Source organism: Microcoleus sp. Z1_B2, assembly GCF_036700325.1.
Classification (GTDB): domain Bacteria; phylum Cyanobacteriota; class Cyanobacteriia; order Cyanobacteriales; family Microcoleaceae; genus Microcoleus.
In genome coordinates, this window is the sequence record NZ_JAUBOQ010000043.1 from 1 (window position 1) to 25,622 (window position 25,622).

The following is a 25,622-nucleotide window of genomic DNA, read 5'->3' on the forward strand; positions in this document are numbered from 1 at the left end:
AATTAGGAGATAAACAAGGGGCGATCGCTGATTATAATAAAGCGATTGAACTTCAGCCTGACTTAGCTTTTGCCTACGGCAACCGGGGTAAAGTCCGTAGCGAATTAGGAGATAAACAAGGGGCGATCGCTGATTATAATAAAGCGATTGAACTTCAGCCTGACTTAGCTTTTGCCTACGGCAACCGGGGTAACGTCCGTAGCGAATTAGGAGATGAAAAAGGGGCTATCGCCGATTTGAATAAAGCGATTGAACTTCAGCCTGACTTAGCTCAAGCCTACGCCAACCGGGGTATAGTCCGTAGCAAATTAGGAGATAAAAAAGGGGTTCTTGAGGATTTACAGAAAGCCGCACAATTGTTTAAAGCACAAGGCCAAATGGCTTACTATGAAAAGGCAATGGAACTATGGTACAAGGTGATAGTCACAACAGGGTAAGGATTAAAGTTGTTGATGTTGGTCGTTCCGGTAATACTGAGTATGCTGAATATACCCAGGCACAGATTGAAGAGTTTCGCTCCACAATCGTCACAGTGCTGACAAGAAACTTGATGCCTACTGCTGATGATTTTATTGAGACAGTTTTAGGTGCTTCTCTTGCGTGTCATTACTGGCGCAAAGATTTAAGTTTTGTTGGTGCTGTTGAACAAGTTGTACAAGATATAGAAAGAACTATGGGAAGAGGATATTGACATGGGAGAAGCTAAGAACTATTGGAAAAGCTATGGTCTTTCCGATCGAGAAGTTGAAAACTTGCCGACGCTTTACCAGCATTATATGAATAAAAACGAGGAATAAACCTGATGACCAAAGATAAAAAAGTGATGAATGAGTTAAAAAATTTGATATATACTCAACTCAGCAATAAATATAATAAATGCTTATGGCCTAAGTCTGATTGTACTAAAGACTGTATCAACGCACACTCAATTCAGAATAGTCAAATTTTAGACAAACTAGCCAGCAACAATCATGTCGTTATGGCTGTAGCCAGACTAAATCTTGATACAGGGTCAGAAGAAATAGAATTTAAGAAGGTTGGACGCAATAAAGCAACAACTTTTACAGGATTATGTAAGAAACATGATAGTGAACTATTCCGTCCAATAGACATGAATGAGTTTGACGTTAGTAATCAACAGCAAAAATTCTTGTTCGCTTACAGATCAGTTCTCCGGGAATTACATACAAGAATAAAAAAAGCCATAGATTCACAAAATATTTATCAGGAGTTTGTTAATAAAAAACAGTGCGATCCTAAAAATATGGATAAACCAATGTTGGATGCAACGATGGCAATAGCAAATGCTTATGATTTATATAAATACAAACAGATATACGATAATATCTACAACAGTAATTCATTCACGAAAATTGAACACGAGTGTATTCGGATTGAGAGAAATTGTCCTTTGGCTGTAAGCTCCCTATTTGATCCAATTAAAAGCATCATCTGGCTGAAAATACCTGAACCAAAATTTATTGTTCTCAATGTGTTTCCACAAAAAAAAGATACAATTATTTTGCTTTCTTATCTGGGAGATCATCAAAAAGATTTAAGACCTTATGCTGATGAAATTATAAATGCTAGTGGTGAATATCAAATCTATCTTCTTTCTAAGACTATACTGAGATATTGCGAAAACTTTGTCATCTCTCCAGATCACTTCAATCTTTTTTCCCAACAAAAAATAGATGCTATCAAAAACTTTTACTTGGCAACAGTCACTCAAATTGATATTGACCATAATGACGAAAATCTAATGCTTTTCTAATTACTCATCTAACAATCGGATGTACCGGACACTAATATGCGGCTTACATTCTGTTCGATCACCGCCAACGCCAACCGCGCCAAGGCTGTATCAATTGCCTCCCGTTGGTCTAAAATCTCCTCATCCGCCTTCCAGTCATACACCCAATCCACAAACTGCCCGTATAAATCTGCCTGCGTTTCCGGCAAACCGCCCCCTGTCTGCCAAATTTGACATAACATCGACAACCGCAACGGATTTTGTATCAACTCCTTGAGACGGGAATTTTCTGACTGTGCTAACGCCGCCTCTAAACTCTCCCCCGTCGCCGCATCCCCCATCCCCGCAAACCAACAGCGAATATATCCGTCCGTTACCTGATGATTAAACCGCAGAGGCCACAGAGTCAGAGAAGATAGAGATGAATAATTTTGATACCAACGGATTCGATCTAACGCTCATTCTTTTGGATTGCCCTAATCTTCAAGTTCTAAATATCGAGCCAAAATCTGTTGAATTTCTTGTAGTTGCTGCAACTCCAATTGTCCAAGACAGCGCACAAGTCTGCGTTTATCAAACGTCATCGGATCGACGCACACGATAAAACTCTCCGTACTCAGACCATTGAGAGTCGAAGGAACTACTGGCAAAACAATGGGTCGTAAATGCTCGTTTGGAACAGCAGAAGTGATGGGCACAACTGTGACTTTACTGCGTTGATTAAAAGCAGTTCCTGAAATAATTACCGCCGGTCGAGTCTTGCGGATTTCTGTACCGACTGAGGGATCGAAATTCACGAGCCAGATGCTTCCCAGTCGGTAATCGCTGCTTGCTGCCATGCTTCATCCTCATCGGTTAATTCATCACTCAGTTCATCGAGCAATAAACAGGCTTCTACCATTGCCTGCTGTTCTTGTTGTTTACGCCATCCTTGCAATAAAAGCTCAATTAGCCGACTGCGATTTTCTACACGATCGTCAATGTAACGCACTAGCTCATCTGGCAAAGAGATAGATACTTTCATATTATGTATGCCACTTTTAATACTACCAATGGTAGCACAACGATCGAGCAGATAGCAAGCTGATGAAGTAGAGCAGCAGCAACGCCGATTCCGTCTGATTCCGATATGCCCTAGAATCCTACACAAAATTAGCCGGATCTTGATCTCGCCGATGTTTCGCGAGAATCGGAGAACCTTGGCCATCACCCACCAAAGCCGCCGTTTCCTCCAACGCTTCCCTCAGCCGCTTGGCTGCGTAGATCGACATATCACGCGGCACATTCACCCGATCGCGCAAATACCGCAAAGCCGAATCAGAACCCGGCGGCGGCGTACAAACTTCGCCAGTCATCATCAAAGTTAAAGCACAGCGCAAAGCCTCATCAAATAAGTTGTCATCAGCAGGATTGACTCGAACGATATTGCGGTGGTGCTTAATGACGCGGTGAAGTGCTTCAGCGCGGGAGGTTTCCGGTTCTGGATACATCACATCCGGCAGTCCAGCCCAAGGCCCATTATCCACGCGGGCTTTATTGATTAGCATCTGAGGTTCGCCGTTTTCATAACACCCGCCCATCTGAGGCGGTAAATCGTGGGCGTGGGTGTGAAAATCGCTCTGAGTGCCGCGATAGGTAGGGCGGGTTTCCATCGCTGCAAACCAGTCAGCAAAGCGCGGGTTTTCTTCCCGCATCGAGTAGCCTTTGTAGTAGTAAAGACTGGCATTCATCCGTTCGACGTAGGGCGTAAAGATGACATCCGCAGTGCCAAATTCATCGAGGAAATAAGGCCCCGGAGTGCTAGCTAAGGCCTTTTCTACCTGGGCGACGACGCTGATAAATTGGTTGCGGTTGTGTTGTTCTACTTTGGCTGAACTTGCTGGATAGCACAGCCAAGAGCACCAGGCCCTAAACAGCAGTCGCTCTAACCGCCGCATGGGTATTACTGCGGGGTGTTCCATGCCCAAACCCAAGGGGCCATAGACTCGTTCGAGGGCGATTAAGATATCATCGCTTTCGGTGATGATGCGGCCGTCTAGTTCGATCGCCGGTAGCATTCCCGAAGGCACTTTCCGCTTGTACCAGCTTTCCTTTTCCCCATAGCAGAACATTGTAACTTTGTCAATACGGTAGGGGATTTCTTTTTCTTCCAGCCACAACCAGATTTTTTGGCAGTAGGGACACCAAGCATGGTTATCGCGGTACAGGGTGACTCGCACATCGGATTCGGTTTTACCAAAGAGGCGCAAGCGGGATTGAGCGTTAGTTGGGCCGTTTGTGCGATCGACTTCAAAGTCTGTGAGGGCTTCTAATTCTGTCCAGCTTAGGGGGGTCATGCGATTTTAGATTTTAGATTTTAGATTTTAGATTGGGGAATTGAAGACAGCGACTGCTTCGTGGCAATAATAAAACTTACGCACCAACTCTATCTGTAGGGTGCGCTGTGCGCGCACCTTACCCCTACCGATAGCGCATTCAACTATTTTTTGGTCTTAGTGCTGAATAAGATAGTTGGTTCTCAGTTAAAAAAGGCTTTGAGGACTTCAGTCCTCACTACAAACTTAACTACAATTAAGGCGACAGTTGGGGAGGGGGAGGGGCGTCTTGAATTTTAGCCAGTGCTGCTTTCATTTCAGGAGTGGCTAGCAACTTTTGCGTATCTGCGATTAAACGATCGCCCCAGAGGTTTTCTTTGAGATATTCTACGGTAGCATAGCGTTGGTCTAGTTTCAGAGCTGCTTCTCCCATCGCTAAGCCTTTTTCTTTGTCACCTTTGGTGTAGAATGCTACTGCTAGAGCTAGCATTGCTTCGGCTGCTTTGTCGTCGATCGCGATCGCTTCTTGCCAGCGTTTGATGGCGCTATCAACATCTCCCATTTCGTATTTGACTAATCCGATATTGTTGACAGCAGGCCAAAGATTTTTTTCTAAAGCAAAGGCTTTTTCGTATTGGGCGATCGCCTGATCGAACCGCTTCAGCTTATAAAAAGCATTGCCTAAATCAAATAATGCACCTGGAGTGTCTGGTTTGAGTTTTAATCCTGCTTGCAAATATTCGGCTGCTTTCTCGTAGTTCGCTTTCCGAAAGTGAGCTTCTCCCAAGACAAATTTAATTGATGGATTTTCGGGCGACAGAGATTGAGCTTGTCCCAAAGCTTCAATGCCTTTGTCAAACTGCTCGACTTGAAGGTACAAGCTACCTAACAAAGTCCAAGTTTGAGCATTTTTGGGGGCTAACTGTGTGGCGAGTTCGGCTCTGGGTACCGCTAGTTGGTACTGCTGGAGTCTGGCTAGCTGGACGGCTTCTTCTGCAAGGCTCAATGCCGTTTGTTCGAGTTGGGCCGAGTCGATTTGCAGGGTGTAAGGCAGGAGTGCCTGTGCAACAGCAGGCTCGGGCATTGCCCCCAAACCGAGTGCGAGTAGCAGAGATATTAAAGGAATGCGATTAGGCACTGTACAGCCCCAGAAAAAAATATAAGGGTTTCTCGATCGCCTATAATAACTCATATTTTTGAGTTTTGATATTGCTTCTTGACTCGCAACACTTTTTGGTTTTCATTTAAATACTTCTCAAATTATGTTTACATTCTGGATTGTCGTTTTTATTCACTGTTTTAGACACGACTGATTACCTCACTACAAATAGGCACAATTATGAGTTATTAGCAACTTAAATGAGTCAATAAATAACGCTTCGCGGTTTATATTTTAAAACTTAAAAAATCCTTTTTTTTGTCCTAAATACTCTTTTGTTTTTACTGGTTATAAAGGAGTAAATTATTCAATCTAAACCTGGTAAATCCTTCATTTTCAAAAATTTTAGTGAGTTAATAAAGCTTGTTGAATTTTGTCTAACAATTGTGCTGCCGATAGGGAAGAAGGCAAAATTTTGGCAGATACTTCTTCCAGTAGAAAGTCGATCGCCTCGGATTCCGAATTTACAGCCGATCGATAATCCCAGACTAAAATTGGCAGTTTTACTGCCATTTGCCGCAGGTTCGATAGCGCCTGCAACATAGCGGGGGATTCTGAGGGGGCATCTCGCAAGCACAGCAAAACTAAGTCAACGCTTTGATATTGCAACTGCTGCAAAACTTCTGTCCAGCTCTGAGCGATCGACCCTCGAAATCCTGCGGTTTGGACGTACTGAATCAAAGCTTGAAAGTTGGGAGTAGAAAACTGGGAATTGGGGAGGGGAATCTCGGCCGCGGTCGATCGATCGCCATGTTCCAATTCTCCCGTCGGCTTCCCCCCAGAAGAGGAGTGCAAATCCGGTAAAGTCGAAATGTCGGCAAATAAAATGCTGGGCTTCCAACTCATGCCCGCAGCAACTTGAATTACTTGCCACAAAGCACTTGGCATTAACCCGGTTGGTGAAGTTTCACCGTCGTCGGGACTGCTAGTGGCTAAACAGGGAAATACCGACAATCCTTTGACTTGATTTGCCAGTTGTGTAGTTCGGGAGTCTAAAGTCACCAAGGGGAGAGAACCCAAATTTCGAGACCGACTTAACTGTTCGATAAAAGCTAAGGGGTTTTGCAGTTGACTTGTACCGTCTAAGACGATCGCATCGGGCCGCCAAATTCGGGCCACGAGTTCTGCTTGGCCGAGGTCGTCTGCTTCTAAAACCCGGCAGTAGTTGGGGTTGAGCAGTAAAGCGGAACCTTGAGAGGAACTGTTTTGCGGGCTGAGCCACAATACGGTTAAAGAACTCCTCACTTTGCTGGTACTGGCATTACTGTGACCGATCAAGTCTGCCAGCAGCCTCCGCAAAGCTGGTTCTTCCACCGGCAAGCTCAAAAAGCCTTCGGCTCGGTTGACGCTGGCCCGTTCTTTTTCGCCTCTGGTGGCCGTGACGATCGCCGGAATCGATCGGGTATCCGGGTCACTCTTGAGCAGCGTCAGCACGTCCCAACCCGACAGCAGTGGCAGCAGCGGGTTGAGGAAAATCGCTTCGGGACTGAACCTGCGCGCTTTTTCCAGCGCTTCGGTGCCGGAACGGGCGACTATTACTTGGTAGCCCAAACCTGAGATGACGTTGGTTAAATCTTCGATATATTTGGGAACGGCTTCGACTATTAATACTAAACGAGAGCGAGAATTGGCGATCGGAATCTGATATTGGGGTTTTAATAATTCTTCCTCAGCGGCTCCCGGTGCCGGGACTTCTTCGCTGCTGTTTCCCGGAGGAGTTGGTGGCAGCAGCAGGGTAAATTGAGAGCCTTGGTTTTCTGAGGAAATAAACGAAACGTCTCCGCCGTGGAGCCGAGCTAGGCGTTGAGTCAGTACCAGTCCCAGTCCGGTTCCTTGAAAGCGGCGGGTGAGGGGGCTTTCTAGCTGTTGAAATTTCTGAAAGATTAGGTGCTGTTTGTCGGCGGGGATGCCGATGCCAGTGTCCCAAACTGTGAATGCGATCCAGCCTTCCCAAACATTTACTTTCAATCCGATTTTGCCACCGATTTCTGTGAATTTTAGGGCGTTGGAAAGGAGGTTAACTAGCATTTGCCGCAGTCGCAGTTCGTCGGCAATTAATTGGCTCAGTCCCGGTTCTATTTCGAGTGTAAATTCTATTTGGGCGGATGGTTCTGCGTTGGCTGTACCGTCCGTTTTGCTGGGGGCGGGAGGGTTTTTTTCTTCTTGCTGTTGCAGTTGTTTTGCTTGTTCAAAGGCTCTTTGGCAGGTTGATGCTATTTCCACTGCTTCGGGAATTAGTTCTAGCTGCCCGGTTTCCATCCGGGTCAAGTCTAAAATGTCGTTAACTATTGTCATCAAATGCCGCCCGCTTTTATGGATTAGTTTGGCGTAGCGTGTTTGGCGATCGTTGAGTTCTCCGATCAATTTATCTTTGAGGAGGCTGGACAAACCGAGGACGGCGGTGAGCGGGGTTTTTAGTTCGTGGCTGATGCAGGATAAAAATTCGTCTTTTAGTCGGTTGAGGTGGATTAAATCTGCGTTTTTCGCTGCTAGTTCTTTGGCGACTAAATGTTCTTCGGTGACATCTTGTCCCATTACTAAAATTAGCTTGTCTGAGAGTGGCTGTTTGACAAATTGCCAGATCCGTTCTTGACCTTTTTGTACGGGGCACTCGCAAATGTAGGTGTCTGGTTTGCCGGCCATGGGACACCAAGCTGGAGCGGTTAATGTTGAGGGGGAGGCGGCGGCGTACAGGGGCAGCGGGCAACTGGTGGCTGCGGTTGAATCACGCGCGGCGAAGCTATCCCGCAGGGAATCGCCCGCTCTAGTTGCTCCTACTAGGCTCCTGCAGTCTTTGGTGATGGCCTCAAACTGCACGCTCTTGTATTCGCTTGTTAAATTGCTTGGTTTGCGGGGCGAGTGTTTACCCAAATTTGCTGCTGGTTCGGGAACTGGTTCTGGGCCTGCTCCCAGCAAAATCCGCCACGCTGCGTTTTGACTGACTATTTGTGCGGTTGGGGTTTGCAATCTCAGGGGCAGGGGCAGTTTTTCCAACAGTTCAACTAGGGAGTTGAGGTTTTCCGAAGGTTTCAATCCTGCTTCTAAAAAGCGTACTTGAGCGCCTAGGGCCGTGGCGATGGCTTCGGAAACCGGTTTTAATTCGATTTCTTTGACGGCTGTTTCCTGCTCTGTGAGGCTGCAGAGCGAGCTGCTGTTGAGTGCGGCGAATTGCAGCAGGCTCAGGCTGTCTAGCATTCCTAAAAATTGACCGCTGGCATCTGTGACGGCGATCGGGTTGTTTGATGAAATGCCGGCGGTTTGGCGGTTTGGCTGGGCTGGGGTGTTCTGTTCTTCTGTTTGCAGGTACTCCCAGAATTCCCTGACGCTCATAGTGGCGGGTAATGCTCTGACTGGTTCGATCGCGATCGAGCTTTCTGACAAAGGTTGCGGCCCGTCGTTTGTGCGATCGGCTCCCCAAGCCCAAAGGCTGCGGAGGTACACTAATCCCAGCGGCTGTAACTGTTCGTTGACTACTGCGACTCGATCGCAGTTGCAGGAGCTGAAAATTGACTGCAGCGATTCTAGCGCACTCGTTTGGAGGCACAGCGGCACTGGCTCGATAAAATTTTTGAGACTGGGGGTGGTGAGTGGCATAACAAACCTGAAAGTCTGCTCGCGAGAGCAGTAATATTTTTGATGCTCAATGTAGCTGCGAATTTCTGTATCTTATTTGTTTTATATCAGTTCGCTATCAGGCTCGTTATCCGCACCGAGACCGGGGAGTTCGATGCCTACGCCTGATTTGAGGCGACTAGCAATTATTTTAAGGCTTAAGCTTAATTGCAGAAATCACGCTCAGGGTGCTTGACACAAAAACCACGGAGTACACTTTGATTCTTCCTCTGGTAGAAGCGCATCACTTATTTTGCGGTTAAGATTGGTTAAAATAAATGTTGAGATGATTGTTAAAATGTTAAGTTTTTTGTAAAGGAGATATCAACTCTGAGCGATCCAGCACTTTCAGGCAACTTAGGTGGTGCACCTACAGCTTTGCTTCCTCAACTGTCTATCGGTATTTTTGTCCGCTCTGAGGAAATTGCAGCCTCTGCGATCGAGCTTTTGAGAGGCGAACGCTATACTTTAACGCACATTAAGTCGGCAGTGGAGCTTTTGGGGTTCCTTAAACACAATTATCACCTTGATTGTTTGGTTTTGGAGGTGGATGGGGATCTGCGATCGCTTCTGGGGAAGCTGCAAGAACGATCGCTCTTTTTGCCTGCTGTGATTTTTTCGCCTCACGCGCAGGTAGATGGCAAGCCCGAAGCACCATATTCAGATGGTTTTGAGGCCGCAGCCAGTACCGCCAACCAGAGTCAAGACGAAAGCTGTGCTTTTTTTTATCACCCTGCTGAGGTGCAACTGGCAATCGCTCGATCGAGATCCATAGCTGCCGCTATCGATCGGGCGATCGCACAATTTCTGAAACTTTCAACTCCGGTTCCTGTCAATTACCAATCCGTAACCGTCGATGCGACAGCCCAATTGACTGCTCAAAGTTTGCTCAGCCGACAGCAGCGGCGACTGGCGGAAAAATTACGGGAGCGATTAGGATACTTAGGTGTGTATTATAAAAGAAATTCTCAGATTTTTTTGAAAAATCTGTCGGCCCCCGAAAAGCAAAAGTTTTTGGAGCAACTCAAGTCAAGTTATCGCGACATCGTTTTGAATTACTTTTCTCAAGATGCTGCCGTCAACAATCAAATAGATGAATTTGTGAATTTGGCTTTTTTTGCTGACGTTCCCGTGACTCAAATTGTAGAAATTCACATGGAATTGATGGACGAGTTTGCTAAACAGCTAAAATTAGAAGGGCGCAGCGAGGAAATATTGCTAGATTACCGTTTGACCCTGATTGACGCGATCGCTCATATGTGCGAGATGTATCGGCGATCGATTCCGAAAGAGACATCTCAAGGTAGAATGTAGCAGGGATTTGGCATAATTGAAGAAACAAAAGGTAGAAGGTAGAATCTAACAAAAAATAAAGGAGCCGACCAACTGCCGATCGAGCGTGAGGCTGAAATTATTATAAAATAACAAAGAACAGCGGATTTAAGACAAATAACAACTACAACTAACATCTGACAACTAATACTCAACATTTAAAAAAGTTCATGAGTCCTCTGAAGAAAACCTACGTTCTGAAGCTATACGTTGCGGGGAATACTCCCAACTCAGTGCGAGCTTTGAAAACCCTAAAGGACATCCTAGAACAAGAATTTCAAGGTGTCTACGCGCTGAAAGTCATAGATGTTCTCAAAAACCCTCAGCTAGCAGAAGAGGACAAAATATTGGCAACCCCGACGCTGGCCAAAATCCTGCCGCCGCCGGTGCGAAAAATTATTGGCGATTTGTCCGATCGTGAGAAAGTTCTGATAGGATTAGATTTGCTCTATGAAGAACTTCGCGAAGAAGACCTGAATTCATAAGATAATCAGGTAAGAGTCAGTCGATTTTAGATTTGAGACTTCGGTTTGGCGTCAAACGTTCGGCGAGCGCGAGCGTCGAAGCGTCGAGTCGCGCGATCGTCGAACGATTTTAGATTTTAGATTTACTCCACAGATGAATCTGGGAGGTTGAACAAAAGTCTAAAATTTCTATCTTTCCACGACAGGAGTACGTGGCACGGTATCGGTTTTTGGGCGGGGTCATTAGTCAGCATTCAGCAGTCATTAGTTATTGAGCAAGAGCCAAAACTAAAAGCTGGGTACAAAGACTCACGATCCGCGGTTAATGAGTGACAACTAAAGAATACTGAGAGTTGACAAAAATCGACATGAATGAAATTAGTCAAACGGTTAAACGAGAAGGATTGGTAACGGCAGGAGTTGAAAAAATTCGCACGATGATTGAGGGTTTCGATGACATCAGTCACGGCGGAATGCCCATCGGCCGAACCACCCTAGTCAGTGGCACATCAGGAACGGGAAAAACTTTATTTGCCGTACAATTTCTCTATAATGGAATTACCCATTTTGACGAAGCTGGAGTGTTCGTAACTTTTGAAGAATCTCCGACAGATATTATTAAAAATGCTTGCAGTTTCGGTTGGGATCTAGCACAGTTAATCGAGGAAGGCAAGCTATTTATTTTGGACGCTTCCCCCGATCCAGAAGGTCAAGATATCGTAGGAAATTTTGATTTATCAGCCTTAATCGAGCGAATTCAGTACGCCATTCGCAAGTACAAAGCCAAGCGGGTTTCAATAGATTCTGTTACCGCCGTATTTCAGCAGTACGATGCTGCATCGGTGGTGCGCCGAGAAATTTTTCGCTTAGTTGCGCGCCTCAAACAAGTCGGAGCAACTACAGTTATGACGACGGAACGGGTGGAAGAATACGGCCCGGTGGCTCGGTTTGGAGTGGAAGAGTTTGTGTCGGATAATGTGGTGATTGTTCGCAACGTATTGGAAGGAGAACGCCGCCGCCGCACCATCGAAATTTTGAAGTTGCGCGGTACAACTCATATGAAGGGCGAATATCCTTTTACTATGACTAATGACGGAATTAATATTTTCCCATTAGGGGCGATGCGATTAACTCAAAAGTCTTCCAACGTGCGGGTTTCTTCGGGCGATAAAACTCTCGACGAGATGTGCGGTGGCGGCTTCTTCAAAGACTCGATTATTTTGGCTACGGGTGCAACGGGAACCGGCAAAACGCTGTTGGTGAGCAAGTTCTTGCAGAATGCTTGTATGAACGGCAATCGGGCGCTGCTGTTTGCCTATGAAGAGTCGCGAGCTCAGTTGTTCCGCAATGCTTATTCTTGGGGCATTGATTTTGAGGAAATGGAACAGAAAGGAATGCTGAAGCTGCTGTGTACTTACCCGGAATCTGCTGGTTTGGAAGACCACTTGCAGACTATTAAATCAGAAATTGCGGAGTTCAAACCTTCTAGAATTGCTATAGACTCGCTGTCGGCTTTAGCTAGGGGTGTCAGCAATAATGCTTTCAGGCAATTTGTGATCGGAGTGACAGGTTTTGCGAAGCAGGAAGAAATCACTGGCTTTTTTACGAATACAAGCGACCAGTTTATGGGTTCTAATTCGATTACCGACTCCCATATTTCTACGATTACTGACACAATTATTATGCTGCAGTATGTAGAGATTCGAGGAGAAATGTCGCGGGCAATTAATGTGTTTAAGATGCGCGGTTCGTGGCACGACAAAGGAATCCGGGAATACACAATTACTGAAAGAGGCCCACAAATTAAAGATTCGTTCCGTGGTTACGAACGGATTATCAGCGGTTCTCCGACTCGGATTACGATTAATGAGAAGAGTGAGCTATCGCGGATTCTCCAGGGTGTGCAAGGTCAAGATGACGAGGATATTTGAGAGTTAGCAGTAATTCGTTGTTAAAAGTAGGTTGGGTTGAGCTAGGAAACCCAACTTTTTTAATTTGAGGATTTTGTGAACATTTATAGCAACCGCGACAATATTTGGCAGGTTCTTAATTGCTGAAATAGGAGCTTTTATTGCCTTCTTCATCACCGCCTTTTGCTATAGTAATCCCACTAAATTGGTTGTGGTAAAAATCTAGGGGTAAGCTGTTGTTTCTCTAAATTGTATATTTCAATGACATCTCAAAAATCATAAAATCCTGTCTCTACTCGATTTGCAAACAGGTAGCCTTGCTGGTGTTAAAGTTATAGTAGGAGGAGGGCATTCTCCTGAAGTAGGTTGGATTCATCGCCATCGATGTATTCCCCTCGCCGAAAAAACTAGATTGATTTTGCCCGAAGAGCAAATGGGTTTTAGAGCAAGCTTGTGGGCAATATCAGCAGTGGCTAGCAGCAGGACTAATTCTTCCTAATATCGCGGTGAATCTGTCGGCACGTCAACTCAGCCAACCGACTTTAATCGCTAAGAGCGATCGCATTGTTGATCGCACCGAGATGAAGCCAAAATATCGATAGCTAGAGATTACGGAAACTGTAATGATGCTTAATGTTGACATTACATACCATGTTTTGAGCAAATTATCAAAGCATGGTATTGGGATTTTTGTCGAGGATTTTGCGACTGGCTATGCTGCTTTTAAGAATCTGAAAAATTTTCTGGTGAAGTCGCTCAAAATTGATCCCTCATTTGTCCGGGATTTAGCTAGCCTTCCGAGCGATCGCGGAATTCAAAAACCCATAGTTGTAATCCCAGAGGGGTTAAATCTCAGCATAATTGCTGAAGGAATGGAAGCCCCAGCGAAATGGGAATCGTTACAAGCGATCGCCTAGGAAATCGGGCAGCGTTATATGTTGAGGAAGCCTGCCATTGCTGAGGTTGCCATTCAATTAATCCGACATCCTGAATTGTTGTCTACCACTATGTGGGATCAGCAATCGTCCCTCATGAAAGCGCGCAAAAGTCTTATAATTAATTTAATGCTCGTCTCGCTCAAATGACTAAAAAAATTTTCTTACGGAATAATATAAAAGTCTTAGGACAAGGCACCCAGACGATGATGTTTGCTCATGGATTTGGGTGCGATCAAAATATGTGGCGTTTCGTAACACAGGCCTTCGAGAAGGATTACAAAATTATCCTATTTGATTATGTAGGTTCGGGACAGTCTGATATTAGTGCCTACAGTTATGAACGGTACAGCGACCTCAATGGCTATGTTCAGGATGTCCTCGATATCTGTGAACAATTAGCCTTGAGGGATGTAATTTTTGTCGGTCATTCTGTCAGCAGTATGATCGGCCTTCTGTCCTCAATTCAAGCTCCTAATTACTTTAATCGCCTGATTTTCGTAGGGCCTTCACCTTGCTACATCAATGATTTACCAAATTATTACGGAGGGTTTGAGCGCAAAGATATTGAGGATCTCCTCGATATCATGGAGAAAAATTACATTGGTTGGGCAAGCTTTCTGGCGCCAATGGTGATGCAGAATGAGGATCGTCCTGAGTTAACGGAGGAACTTGAGACAAGTTTTTGCTCTACGGATCCGGTGATTGCAAGTCGCTTTGCCGAGGTAACTTTTTACTCTGACAATCGCAGTGATTTACCCAAGGCATCAGTACCTACACTGATATTGCAATGCGCTGATGATGTGATTGCTCCCACCCAGGTAGGGGATTACCTCCACCGCCACCTACCTAAAAGTACGCTACGGGTGATGAAAGCTACGGGACATTGCCCGCACCTGAGTCATCCACAAGAGACGATCGAGATGATTAAGGAGTATTTGAGTGTACCTCATACTACCTGATTTGTATGGCAAACATGACCTACCAGATAGACGAGCTACTCAACACGTCACCCTGTGGATTCCTCTCGTTTGCTGACGATGGTACGATCGTAATGGTCAACGCCACATTACTGCAATTACTCGGATACGAAACCGATGAACTGCGGGGACAGAAGATGGAATTCATTCTGCCAATGGCCAGCCGGATTTTCTATCAAACCCATTTCTTCCCCCTGTTGAAGCTCCATGGTAAAGTAGAGGAAATTTACTTCTCATTAAGGTCAAAGGAGGGTAGTGATATACCGATGCTGATCAACGCTGTGCGTCGGGAGAAAGGAGGAAGCTTCGTCAACAATTGCATCTTGATCTGTATCCGCCAGCGTATCCTATACGAAGGTGAAATTATTAAAGCAAAAAAAGCAGCAGAGGCAGCTATTCTCGCCCAAAAGCAAGCAGAAATCGCTCTGCGGAAACAGTACGACAAGGCGATATTACTTCAAGAAATTACTCAACACATCCGTCAATCTCTTGATTTGTCTACAATTTTTGAGATTGCTTCGCAGGATATTCGCTTGTTTCTTGATGCCGAGCGCGTCGGCATATTTAAGTTCGATCCTGATAGTAAATTTGGATATGGTGAGTTTGTTTCAGAATCCGTAGGCGAAGGATGTAAATTGGTAAGCAAAAATCAATTTAACGACCATTGTTGTGGTGAACAATATCCTGATTCATATCAAGAATGGAGAACGCAGATAGTAGAAAATATCAATAATATTGACCTTCAACACTGTTACCGCGCTCTTTGGAAACAATTTCCGGTTCGGGCTAATTTAGTTGCGCCGTTGCTCAATGGACAAGATTTGTGGGGGTTGTTATGTATTCATCAATGTTCTGCTCCTCGGCAATGGGAAGAATTTGAAGTTGACCTTGTTAAACAGATTGCTAATCAGTTAGCGATCGCCATTAAACAAGCGGATATTTTTCAGAAATTGCAGAAGGAATTGGCAGAAAGGCAGCAGGCTCAAGCGCGGATGAGAGAAATTAATCAACAACTGGCACTCTCTAACGAAGAACTAGCGCGCGCTACTCATCTCTTAGAACAAGTGGTAAATATTGATGGGTTGACTCAAATTGCTAATCGTCGCTGTTTTAATGACCGCTTAGAACATGAATGGCAGCGGCTATACCGGGAAAAAAAACCTATTTCTCTTTTGTTATTTGATGTGGATTATTTCAAACGTTATAATGATTCCTACGGTCATCAAATGGGGGATAGTTGTCTGTTCAAACTTGCTCAGACGGTGCAAGAGGTGGTGTACCGTCCGGCGGATTTAGTGGCGCGTTACGGCGGAGAAGAATTTGCCATCATTTTGCCTAATACAGATATTGAAGGAGCGAGTTCGGTGGCCCAACGGATTCACGCTGCTATTCAAGCTTTACATATTCCTCACAAAACCTCTGATGTGAGCGATGTAGTTACTATTAGTATGGGTATCGCCAACTTAATTCCGATTTCGGAACTATCATCGGCTGACTTGATTGCGCTTGCCGATCGTTCACTCTACCGTGCCAAGCAACAGGGGCGCAATCAGTCCGCGACCTGCGAGTACAGTGGCGATTCAATTTTTGACACTGACGCTTAAATCACAATAATTGAGGCCGAGGACAAAAATTTGTCCCCGGTCTATCAAAATCAGTCATTCTATAAATCTACATGAGCACGGAGCTATTGGAAAACTCCGCTCCGACCGTCGCAGATTTTCCAGAGCCAGCCGACTTGCTCAACCAGTTGAAAGCGCGGCGCAAAAAGTCCGGCGCAAACTTGGCAGATATGGAGGTGGTTTTGGAGATACTTGGAACAGATGGGAGCGAAATTTGAGCGGAAAATAGGACTATCGGTAATACAATTAACCTGAAACCCTTACTCCGCAAACGACATACAAAGTGAGCACGGAGGGATTTGAACCCCCGACCCTCAGGACCGGAACCTGATGCTCTATCCACTGAGCTACGTGCCCTCGACTTTCTGAAGTATAACACGTCTTGCGGAAAATGGCGAGTGCCGATCGCAAATTTCCTGGCCGGCCTCCAAACCGCTTGACCCATGCGGGTTAAACTCGCCCGCGCGATCGGGTATCAGGCCATTCTCGCAGCCAGAGACGGCAACTTTTACCTAAATGGTAACAATAATACGACAATGGGTAAAATAATAGACTTTAATCGACCAAACATTAGGTTCACAAGCGATCGGGGTCGAGCATCTACCACAGCTAAAATAGCCCGCATCAATTCCCCTAGCTAATCGGCAGTAAATAAATGGTGCTGCAGTTAAGACAGGTTGTGCAAATACGGTTCTAGACTAAGTTCACCAAACCCCTCAATCTTATGGTTTCTAAAATTTTAGACAAATTATCGCTGCGAACTGTTCTCATAGTTCCATTTGTATTGCAAATCGTGGGAGCCGTGGGACTCGTAGGATATCTGTCTTTTAGAAACGGACAAAAAGCAGTTAATAACCTTGCCAGTCAGTTAATGAGCGAGGTGAGTTTGCGGGTCGAGCAAAACCTGCAAGTTTACCTAACAACTCCCCATCAAATCAATCAAACCAAGCTGGATGCTGTCAAACTCGGGTTGTTAAATATGGACAACTTATCCGCTTGGGAGAAATATCTTTGGCGCCAAGTACAATTATATCCATATATCAATTTTACCTCCATTGGCAACAAGAATGGAGACTATCGAACCGGAGAGAAACTGTCAAATGGCTCTCTAATGATTAATTTATCAGGCAAATCTACTGGTTTTGATTTTTATTCTTACCATACTAATGATACAGGCGATCGCACTACCCTAGCAACAGTTGTCAAAAACTTTGACATCCGCGAACATCCTTCGTACAAAAATGCGGCTCATCTCGAACAACCAACTTGGAGTTCCGTTTATATTTCGTTTCTAGAACCAACCTTAATACTCAGTGCGCTCCAACCTGTATACGAGAACAATCAGCTACAAGGAGTATTAATTAGCGCCTTGCGTCTAGACCATATTGGGAGTTTTTTAAACAGTCTCAAAATTGGCAAATCCGGGCAAGCATTTATTATGGAAAAGAATGGTACTTTACTGGCAACTTCAACTGCCGAACAACCATTTCGCATCAATAATAATAAGAAAGAACTGTTCAAAGCAGAAGAGAGTGTTGACCACTCGACTCAAGCTACAGCTAAATATGTAGCAGTTCGTTTTCAGGAATTAAAGCAAATAAAAACTTCCTATCTCTTTAATTTTGAAATAGAGAACAAGCGACAATTTGTAAAAGTTCTACCGTTCCAAGATGGCAAAGGTTTAGACTGGCTGATTGTGGTAGTTGTTCCCGAATCAGATTTTACCAAAGAAATAGATGCTAATACCCAGACTACTATTTGGCTATGTTTAGCAGCTTTAGGAGTAGCTTTAGTTATCGGCATTCTGACTTCTCGCTGGGTGACAAATCCTATTTGGCGCTTAAATACAGCAGCCCAAAATATTGCTAAAGGTGAATGGGATAAAACAGTAGAAAGCGAACGCTCCGACGAATTGGGGGAATTAGCTAAGTCATTTAACAGCATGGCTCAACAATTGCAACAATCTTTTGAAACTTTAGAACAGCGAGTGCAAGAGCGGACGGCAGAATTGGCTATAGCTAAAGACAAAGCGGAAGTAGCGAATCAAGCTAAAAGTACCTTTCTTGCTAATATGAGTCACGAATTGCGATCGCCTCTCAATGCAATTCTCGGTTTTTCCCAACTGATGACTCGCAGCCAAACTCTCTCCCCAGAGCATCAAGAAAATATTAGCATAATTAGCAGCAGCGGAGAACACCTCCTTACCCTGATTAATAACGTGCTGGATTTATCTAAAATTGAATCGGGGCGCACCACCCTCAATCCCCAAAAATTCGACCTCTATCGCCTGCTAAACGACGTGGAAGATATGTTTCAACTCAAAGCAGATGACAAGCACTTGCAGTTGATTTTTGACTGCAGTCCCGATGTGCCACAATATATAAAAACTGACGAGTTAAAGTTGCGGCAAATCTTAATTAATCTGCTCAATAATTCTCTTAAGTTTACCGAGGCAGGCTGTGTAGCGGTAAGAGTTGGCAAGCAGTCATTAGGCCGAAATCAGCAGGCACAAGGGGGAATTTTTTCTGATTTTGCAGTATCAAAACCTACAAATTTTTTCGCCATAAATGGTCTTAAAATATCTCAAATCAGTCAGTCGAACAACCAAATCATTGCAACCCCAAATGACGATGCAGCTTCTACCTCTTCCTTCTTCCTTCATTTTGAAGTCGAGGATACTGGTCCCGGTATTGCTACCAATGAATTAGACGATATTTTTGAACCTTTCGTGCAAACCAAGACAGGCAAAGATTCGCAAGAAGGTACTGGCTTGGGATTGCCCATCAGTCGCAAATTTGTGGAATTAATGGGCGGTGAAATGAGCGTCAGTTCTGCTGTTGGTAAGGGAACGAATTTTCAGTTCGATATTCAAGTTATTGCTGTCGATGCGGCTGATATTGAACGCCCAAAGCCGATCAGGAATGTTATAGGCCTGGTTCCCAACCAACACACCTATCGAATTTTGATAGTAGACGATAAACCGCTCAATCGCCAATTGTTAATTAAAATCCTCTCTCCTCTGGGTTTTGAACTAAAAGAAGCGAATAACGGTCAAGAAGCTATTGAGATTTGGGATAGTTGGGAACCGCATCTCATTTGGATGGACATGAGAATGCCTGTGATGGACGGCTACGAAGCTACGCAATACATTAAAGGTACTATTAAAGGTCAAGCTACTGCGATTATTGCGCTGACAGCCAGCGTTTTGGAGGAAGAACGGGCAGTTATTTTATCGGCGGGTTGCGATGCTTTTATGAGGAAGCCTTTCCGGGAACCCGATATTTTTGATGCTATGCACAAACATATCGGAGTGCGCTATATTTATGAAGATCCGGCTCAAAGTGATTTATCGGCAATCAAAGAGGGCGATCGCGCTATGAGTGCGACTGATTTCGTAAAATTGCCTGATTCACTGGTAGCTGATTTAAAGCTAGCAATACAGAATGCAGATATGGATTTAATTGATACTTTGATAGAGCAAATTCGCTTAAAGGATGCAGTAACGGCAGGCGCGATCGCAAATTGTATAGAAAATTTTGAGTACGACAAACTTTTAAAATTAATATCTCAAGCAAGATCACATGAATAACGACATTCCTAGCACCGATCGCGGTAATATTTTAGTAGTTGACGATACCCCAGCTAATTTGCGGCTGCTAGCCGGAATTTTGAACAGCAAGGGCTATAAAGTTCGCCCGGTACCTAGCGGTGAGTTAGCGCTTTCGGCAGCCAAAGGTATGCCTCCAGATTTGATTTTGCTGGATATTATGATGCCCGAAATGAATGGGTATGAAGTTTGCGAAAAGATCAAAGCTGATGAACGAACTTGCGAAATCCCGGTAATTTTTATTAGCGCGATTAATGACGTACTTGACAAGGTCAAAGCCTTTGCTGTGGGCGGGGTAGATTATATTACTAAGCCCTTTCAGGTGGAAGAGGTTCTAGTGAGGGTAGAAACCCATTTAGCAATGTGCCAGTTGCGAAAAAAACTCCAACAGAAAAACAATGAACTTACAGTTACTTTAGACCAACTGCAAGCTACTCAGAATCAATTAGTGCAATCGGAAAAAATGGCTGCATTAGGGCAACTGATTGCGGGCATTGCTCACGAAATCAATACGCCGTTGGGAGCGATTCGGTCGTCTATTGGAAATATTACCAGCTTTTTGGATAACAATCTCGAAAGCTTGCCAGTTTTTTTTAAAGAACTGTCTGCTGAACGCCAGCAAGATTTCTTGCGTTTGATGTACATTTCTAGTCAACAAAATTACTCTTTATCTACTCGAGAAAAACGGGTATTGAAAAAAGGAGTGAAGCAGCAACTAGAGTCGGAAGGTCTTGACAATGCTGACAGCCTTGCTAGCATTTTAGTCAATATCGGATTGCAAGGAAATTTGCAAGAATTCTTGTCGTTGCTCAAAGATCCTGACAGCGAAAATATTATAAAAACAGCCTACGACTTTGCTAGCATTCACAGAAGCGCCCGAACCATCGCTACCGCTACTGAACGCGCTGCCAAAGTTGTCTTTGCCCTGAAAAATTATGCGCGTTACGATGTAAATGGGGAAAAAATACAAGTGAATATTACGGATGGAATTGAAACTGTATTAACTCTTTACCAAAACCAAATCAAGCAGGGTGTGGAAGTGTTCAGAAACTATCAAGATAAATTGCCTGTGGTACTATGTTATCCTGATGAACTCAATCAAGTTTGGACAAATTTAATTCACAATTCCTTACAAGCGATGGACAATCAAGGGACTTTAACAATTGACGCGCTACAACAAGATACCAGCCTCTTGGTAAAAATTATTGACAGCGGTAAGGGGATTCAACCAGAGATTATTCCGAAAATTTTTGAGCCTTTTTTTACCACCAAACCTGCGGGAGAAGGCAGCGGATTGGGACTGGATATTGTCAAAAAAATAATTGAAAAACATCAAGGTAAAATTGATGTGGAGTCGAGGCCCGGTAAAACAGTATTTACCGTGTGTTTGCCGATTAATTTAACTGAGTAGCTAAAGCGCCGGATGCTGAAGTCGGGGGCGAAAATTTGCAGTCTACCCGCGCAGAATGTAGAATTTGGAAAACGGTGTACTGCCCATGGGGGTTCACCCTACCCCACTAAAGAAGGAAACTAGCGATGTCTAAATCAGCAATTTTGTGTGTGGACGATGAAGTAGGAGTGTTGGAAAGTCTGGAAATTGAACTGCAACAGGCATTTAACGGTAAATATCTTTGCGAATTTGCTGAAAGTGCTGCCGAGGCCCTGGAAATTATTGAAGAGCTCTGTGAAGCTGAGGTTAATATTTTAGTAATTGTCTCTGATTGGTTGATGCCCGGAATGAAAGGAGATGAGTTGCTGATTAAAATCCACCAAAAATATCCGCAAATTGTGACAGTGATGCTGACAGGACAAGCCGACAAAGAAGCAATCGAACGCACAAAAAATCAAGCTAATCTTCATGCTTTCATAGAAAAACCTTGGCAGAATCAAGAATTAATTGAAGCGATTAAGTCTGGTCTAGCAAATTTATGAAAAAACCAGTCATTATTTGTGTGGATGATGAGCAGACTATACTCGATAGTCTGGAAATAGACCTCCTAAAAGCCTTTGAAGATAAATATTTAATTGAAACGGCCCAAAGTGGCGAAGAAGCTTTAGAGTTGCTGTCAGAACTTTTAGCAGAACAGTATGAAGTTCCTTTGGTTATTTCGGATCATATCATGCCTAGCATGAAAGGAGACGAACTATTAAGGAGCGTTCATGCTATCTCGCCGAACTGTCTCAAAATCATGCTGACGGGCCAGGCCGATTTGGATGCGGTAGCCAATGCTATTAACTATGCTAAATTGTACCGATATATACCTAAACCTTGGCAATGTGATGACTTAAAATTAACGGTCACTGAGGCAATATATAGATATTTTCAAGATAAACAATTAGCGGAAAAACAAAGAGAACTGCAGGAAATGAATCAGGAGTTGGTAAAATTAAACCGCAAGCAGGCGATGCTGATTGCCAAACTCCATGAAAACGAAAGTCGCTTGACGCAATATTTAGAAGCTATGCCATTGGGCGTGTGTGTACTTGATGCAAACGGGCAATCTTTCTACGCTAACCAGAAAGCGCGGGATGTATTTGGCAAAGGCACTGTGCCACATATTAATTCAGAGCAAAAAGCAGCTATTTATCAATTCTATAAAACCGGGACTAATCAGAGATGCCCTGTGGAAGAATTGCCAATTATGCGGGCGCTTAGGGGCGAAAATGTGCGGACTGAGGGTGTAGAAATTCGTACAGCTAATAAAATTATTCCTGTAGAGAGTTGGGCAACTCCAATTTATGATTCTACAGGAGACATTTCCTATGCGATTATTGCTTTTAGTGACATAAGTGAACGCAAGGAAGCTGAAGCGGCGCTAATTCAAGCTGAAGAGAAGTATCGCGGGATATTTGAAAATGCTCTAGAAGGTATTTTTCAGACGACGCCGGACGGACATTTTATCAGTGCGAATCCTGCTCTGGCGGAAATTTACGGCTACGATTCTGCGTCAGAATTGATAGAAAGTATTAATGATATTCAGCAGCAATTGTACGTGGAACCGAACCGCCGTCAAGAGTTTTTGGGGCTGATGAAACAGCACGGTACTCTGTGTGAGTTTGAGTCTCAGGTTTACTGTCGAGATGGCAGCATTATCTGGATTTCTGAGTATGCGCGCACAGTTTATGATGCTAACGGTGAAGTGCTTTACTATCAGGGTTTTGCTAAGGATATTAGTTTGCAAAGACAGGTAGAAGTGGAACGAATTAGGTTTACTAATGATTTAGAAAAAGCTTTGGCAGCCGAAGAAAAGTTAAATGAGGCACTGTCAGAAAACGAAAGCCGATTGACTCAATTCCTGGAAGCGATGCCAGTAGGAATATTTGTTGTGGATGGTAAGGGTAAACCTTTTTACATGAATTCTTGGGGCGAAAGGATACTAGCCCAAGGTTTAATTTTTGATGGGGGTACTGAGCAATTTCCTGAAGCTTATCATTTTTACGACGCTGGAACTAATCAATTGTATCCCAGGGATAGCCAACCGATTGTTCGGGCGTTGCGGGGAGAATTTGTGCGTATGGACGATCTAGAAGTTCATGGATCGGATCGGATTGTGCCGATCGAGGTTTGGGCGACTCCAATCTACGACGAACGGAAAAACATAGTTTACGCCATCGCGGCTTTTCAAGACATCACGGAACGTCTAGAGGTAGAAACCGAGCGCCGCCAATTCACAGACGAGTTGCAAAAAGCTTTAGCAGCGGAAGAAAAATTAACAGATGCTTACGGGCGGTTTGTGCCGCACCAATTTCTCCACTTTCTGGGATATGAAAGTATTCTGGAAGTCAAATTAGGCGATCAGGTACAGAAAGAAATGTCGGTGCTGTTTTCAGATATCCGCGATTTCACTTCTCTTTCGGAAAGGATGAATCCCGAAGAAAATTTTAAATTTATTAATGGTTATTTGTCCCGGATGGAACCGGCAATTACTGACAATTTTGGTTTTATTGACAAATACATTGGCGATGCGATTATGGCGCTGTTTGATGGCAGTGCGGACGATGCTGTGAAAGCTGGAATTGCAATGCTAGAAGAGCTTAACGAATATAATATTAGTCGTAATCAGGTCGATGGCCCGCCGCTGCAAATTGGCATTGGCATCAATACAGGTTCTTTGATGTTAGGCACGGTGGGCGGCCAAAGTCGGATGGACAGCACGGTGATTAGCGATGCGGTAAACTTAGCCTCCCGCGTGGAAACTTTAACGAAAGAGTATGAAGTTTCGATGTTAATTACTCACAATACTTTTATACAGTTAAACAATATTTATGATTTGAGGTTGATCGATCGCGTAACAGTTAAAGGCAAATCCCGAATGGTAACACTTTATGAAGTATTTGCGGCCGATCCGCCAGAGTTACGACAGAAAAAGTTAGAGACAAAGACAATCTTTGAGCAAGCTTTGGTACTCTACAATAGTGATAGGTGTGGCGAAGCTATAAGATTGTTTTCGGCCTGCTTAGAAATCAACCCTAATGATAAGGTAGCTCAAATTTATATGCAGCGGTGTCTGAAAGGCGCGATCGCTCCTGCATAATAGCAGAAGGAAGAAGCAATCGATCGCATGGGGAAAGTGCGATTAAAAACTTCCCAATCATCGGCCACGGTTGCTATATTGTTGATAGGATTTTCCCAAAATAATGCAACTGTAGGGAATATCCCAACCCTGATCTAGTAAATCATCCCCAATTCTAAAATCTAAAATCTAAAATCTAAAATGGTTTAGACAGGCAGGGAAACGCAAACTATGGTTTCTTGCTGCGGCAAACTTTCTATTTTAAATTCTCCGCCGTGCAATTCTACAAGGCGTTGAACGATAGCCAAGCCCAATCCCAAACCTGCTTGTTGGTAAAGTTTGCGATCGAACTGCCTGTAAGCTTCTAGCTGTGCAATCTGATCGGTAGTCATACCGCGGCCTTGGTCTTTAACAGACAGAATAAAAGTCTGATTTTCGACGAAAGTGCTTAATAAAACAGGCGTTCCTTCTAAAGAAAATTTGAAGGCATTGTCCAATAATTCTTCAACTATTTTTGCGAGCCTCACAGAATCAATGGCTACCGATGAATCTTGCAAGTTCAATTGTAAATCGTCTGTTCTATTCGCGTGTTTTGCTTGCTGCCGCGCTTTTTGACTCAGCAAAGATTTTACACAGCTAAATTCGCTGTTTCGCATCTCCTTTAGCAGTTCGGGATTGGTGGCTGCTATCTCCAGTTCTGCATACAGCAAAAAGTTCTGAATCAGCCGATACAAGCGATGACCGGAAGTTTGAATTTGACCGATCATCTCTAAGATATCTGATTCCTCTAAGACCTGATATTCTGACAGAATTAGCTCAGAAAAGCCCAGAATTGCATTCAAAGGAGTCCGCAATTCGTGGGGCAGCGACATACTAATATTAGTGCGTAATTCGTCTAGCGTCTTTTGAGATTGTCGGCTAATTGTTTTTTGTTTTTCAAGTCTAATAGCAATGGCTTTTAGCAGTTCTTGGGGCGTACAGGGCTTAGTAATGTAATCGTCAGCTCCCAGTTCCATGCCCGTGCGAATGTCAACTTTATCGGCTTTGGCTGTGAGGAAAATAAACGGAATTGTGGCAGTCAATGGTTCGGAGCGCAAAGCTTTGATGACGCCGTGACCGTCTACTTCCGGCATCATCATGTCGCACAAAATTAAGTCGGGGATTTTTTCGATCGCCAATTTGATGCCGACTTGGCCATTACTCGCTCCTATTCCTTCAAAATTCTCGGCTTCCAGCAACTCTAAAATATTCTCTCTAATCGCTTCTTCGTCTTCTATTACCAAAATCTTAGCCACGGTGCTAGCTCCTTGTAGTTAGTAGTTTTTCGTAAAAATTCTGGGTTCAGATACTTGATAAGTTTGTTTGTTAGGGGCTTAATTAATCGTTAAATTGCGGATATGTATAGTTAATAATTCAGTT

Annotated in this window: 23 protein-coding genes and 1 tRNA gene; 16 read left to right on the forward strand and 8 right to left on the reverse strand. The window is 44.1% G+C overall.

The window, feature by feature from the left end; all coding sequences use genetic code 11:
• From QT984_RS22555 to QT984_RS22565, 3 genes are all read left to right on the forward strand, one after another.
• Window positions 1-437 (forward strand): tetratricopeptide repeat protein (locus tag QT984_RS22555; RefSeq protein WP_333374998.1); only part of this gene is annotated, 437 nt, incomplete at its 5' end.
• The gene (locus QT984_RS22560; RefSeq protein WP_333375000.1) at window positions 407-691 is read left to right on the forward strand and encodes a hypothetical protein; all 285 of its coding nucleotides are present in this window, start codon (window positions 407-409) and stop codon (window positions 689-691) included. The genes QT984_RS22555 and QT984_RS22560, both read left to right, overlap by 31 nt.
• A 111-nt stretch (window positions 692-802) precedes the next feature.
• Window positions 803-1,774, forward strand: a complete 972-nt coding sequence (locus QT984_RS22565; RefSeq protein ID WP_333375002.1) for a hypothetical protein — start codon at window positions 803-805, stop codon at window positions 1,772-1,774.
• 8 nt (window positions 1,775-1,782) lie between these two features.
• Here the strand turns inward: QT984_RS22565 and QT984_RS22570 are convergent, their stop codons facing one another.
• From QT984_RS22570 to QT984_RS22595, 6 genes are all read right to left on the reverse strand, one after another.
• A complete protein-coding gene (locus tag QT984_RS22570) occupies window positions 1,783-2,094 on the reverse strand; it encodes a hypothetical protein (protein WP_333375004.1) in 312 nt (103 codons plus the stop codon).
• A 135-nt stretch (window positions 2,095-2,229) separates the two neighbouring features.
• A complete protein-coding gene (locus QT984_RS22575; RefSeq protein WP_333375006.1) occupies window positions 2,230-2,592 on the reverse strand; it encodes a type II toxin-antitoxin system PemK/MazF family toxin in 363 nt (120 codons plus the stop codon).
• Entirely contained in the window at window positions 2,547-2,777 is a 231-nt protein-coding gene (locus QT984_RS22580; protein ID WP_333375008.1) for a hypothetical protein, read from the reverse strand. Before QT984_RS22580 ends, QT984_RS22575 begins: the two co-directional genes overlap by 46 nt.
• Window positions 2,778-2,895: 118 nt before the next feature.
• Entirely contained in the window at window positions 2,896-4,089 is a 1,194-nt protein-coding gene (locus QT984_RS22585; RefSeq protein WP_333375010.1) for a glutathione S-transferase family protein, read from the reverse strand.
• Window positions 4,090-4,324: 235 nt separating this feature from the next.
• On the reverse strand, window positions 4,325-5,206 hold the full coding sequence (locus QT984_RS22590) for a tetratricopeptide repeat protein (protein ID WP_445305376.1): 882 nt from the start codon (window positions 5,204-5,206) through the stop codon (window positions 4,325-4,327).
• Between the two features lie 366 nt (window positions 5,207-5,572).
• The gene (locus QT984_RS22595) at window positions 5,573-8,821 is read right to left on the reverse strand and encodes an ATP-binding protein (RefSeq protein ID WP_333375012.1); all 3,249 of its coding nucleotides are present in this window, start codon (window positions 8,819-8,821) and stop codon (window positions 5,573-5,575) included.
• Window positions 8,822-9,217: 396 nt separating this feature from the next.
• Here QT984_RS22595 and QT984_RS22600 point away from each other — a divergent pair, with 396 nt between their 5' ends.
• From QT984_RS22600 to QT984_RS22635, 8 genes are all read left to right on the forward strand, one after another.
• Window positions 9,218-10,153, forward strand: coding sequence for a circadian clock protein KaiA (locus QT984_RS22600; RefSeq protein WP_333056796.1), 936 nt, complete (start codon window positions 9,218-9,220; stop codon window positions 10,151-10,153).
• A 188-nt stretch (window positions 10,154-10,341) separates the two neighbouring features.
• Window positions 10,342-10,656, forward strand: a complete 315-nt coding sequence (gene kaiB / locus QT984_RS22605) for a circadian clock protein KaiB (RefSeq protein WP_006632119.1) — start codon at window positions 10,342-10,344, stop codon at window positions 10,654-10,656.
• A gap of 347 nt (window positions 10,657-11,003) precedes the next feature.
• Entirely contained in the window at window positions 11,004-12,566 is a 1,563-nt protein-coding gene (gene kaiC / locus QT984_RS22610; protein WP_333056794.1) for a circadian clock protein KaiC, read from the forward strand.
• Window positions 12,567-12,846: 280 nt separating this feature from the next.
• Complete coding sequence (locus tag QT984_RS22615; protein WP_333278355.1) at window positions 12,847-13,044, forward strand: hypothetical protein; 198 nt, start codon at window positions 12,847-12,849, stop codon at window positions 13,042-13,044.
• A 109-nt stretch (window positions 13,045-13,153) separates the two neighbouring features.
• Window positions 13,154-13,462: an EAL domain-containing protein gene (locus QT984_RS22620; RefSeq protein WP_333261522.1), complete on the forward strand. Its 309-nt coding sequence runs from the start codon at window positions 13,154-13,156 to the stop codon at window positions 13,460-13,462.
• 224 nt (window positions 13,463-13,686) lie between these two features.
• Window positions 13,687-14,442, forward strand: coding sequence for an alpha/beta hydrolase (locus QT984_RS22625; RefSeq protein ID WP_333209134.1), 756 nt, complete (start codon window positions 13,687-13,689; stop codon window positions 14,440-14,442).
• A gap of 5 nt (window positions 14,443-14,447) precedes the next feature.
• A complete protein-coding gene (locus tag QT984_RS22630; protein WP_333056792.1) occupies window positions 14,448-16,064 on the forward strand; it encodes a diguanylate cyclase domain-containing protein in 1,617 nt (538 codons plus the stop codon).
• A gap of 71 nt (window positions 16,065-16,135) precedes the next feature.
• Window positions 16,136-16,300, forward strand: coding sequence for a hypothetical protein (locus QT984_RS22635; protein ID WP_333056791.1), 165 nt, complete (start codon window positions 16,136-16,138; stop codon window positions 16,298-16,300).
• Between the two features lie 66 nt (window positions 16,301-16,366).
• Here the strand turns inward: QT984_RS22635 and QT984_RS22640 are convergent.
• A tRNA-Arg gene (locus tag QT984_RS22640) sits at window positions 16,367-16,439 on the reverse strand.
• A gap of 86 nt (window positions 16,440-16,525) precedes the next feature.
• Between QT984_RS22640 and QT984_RS22645 the strand changes: the two genes are divergently transcribed.
• From QT984_RS22645 to QT984_RS22665, 5 genes are all read left to right on the forward strand, one after another.
• Entirely contained in the window at window positions 16,526-16,723 is a 198-nt protein-coding gene (locus QT984_RS22645; RefSeq protein WP_333056790.1) for a hypothetical protein, read from the forward strand.
• An 83-nt stretch (window positions 16,724-16,806) separates the two neighbouring features.
• A complete protein-coding gene (locus QT984_RS22650) occupies window positions 16,807-19,671 on the forward strand; it encodes an ATP-binding protein (protein ID WP_333056789.1) in 2,865 nt (954 codons plus the stop codon).
• A complete protein-coding gene (locus QT984_RS22655; RefSeq protein WP_333056788.1) occupies window positions 19,664-21,100 on the forward strand; it encodes a response regulator in 1,437 nt (478 codons plus the stop codon). Before QT984_RS22650 ends, QT984_RS22655 begins: the two co-directional genes overlap by 8 nt.
• A gap of 125 nt (window positions 21,101-21,225) precedes the next feature.
• Complete coding sequence (locus QT984_RS22660; protein ID WP_333056787.1) at window positions 21,226-21,621, forward strand: response regulator; 396 nt, start codon at window positions 21,226-21,228, stop codon at window positions 21,619-21,621.
• Entirely contained in the window at window positions 21,618-24,224 is a 2,607-nt protein-coding gene (locus QT984_RS22665) for a PAS domain S-box protein (protein WP_333209126.1), read from the forward strand. The genes QT984_RS22660 and QT984_RS22665 overlap by 4 nt, the downstream gene beginning before the upstream one ends.
• A gap of 185 nt (window positions 24,225-24,409) precedes the next feature.
• Here QT984_RS22665 and QT984_RS22670 read toward each other — a convergent pair whose 3' ends face one another.
• Complete coding sequence (locus QT984_RS22670; RefSeq protein WP_333056785.1) at window positions 24,410-25,498, reverse strand: response regulator; 1,089 nt, start codon at window positions 25,496-25,498, stop codon at window positions 24,410-24,412.
• Window positions 25,499-25,622 lie beyond the last annotated feature (124 nt).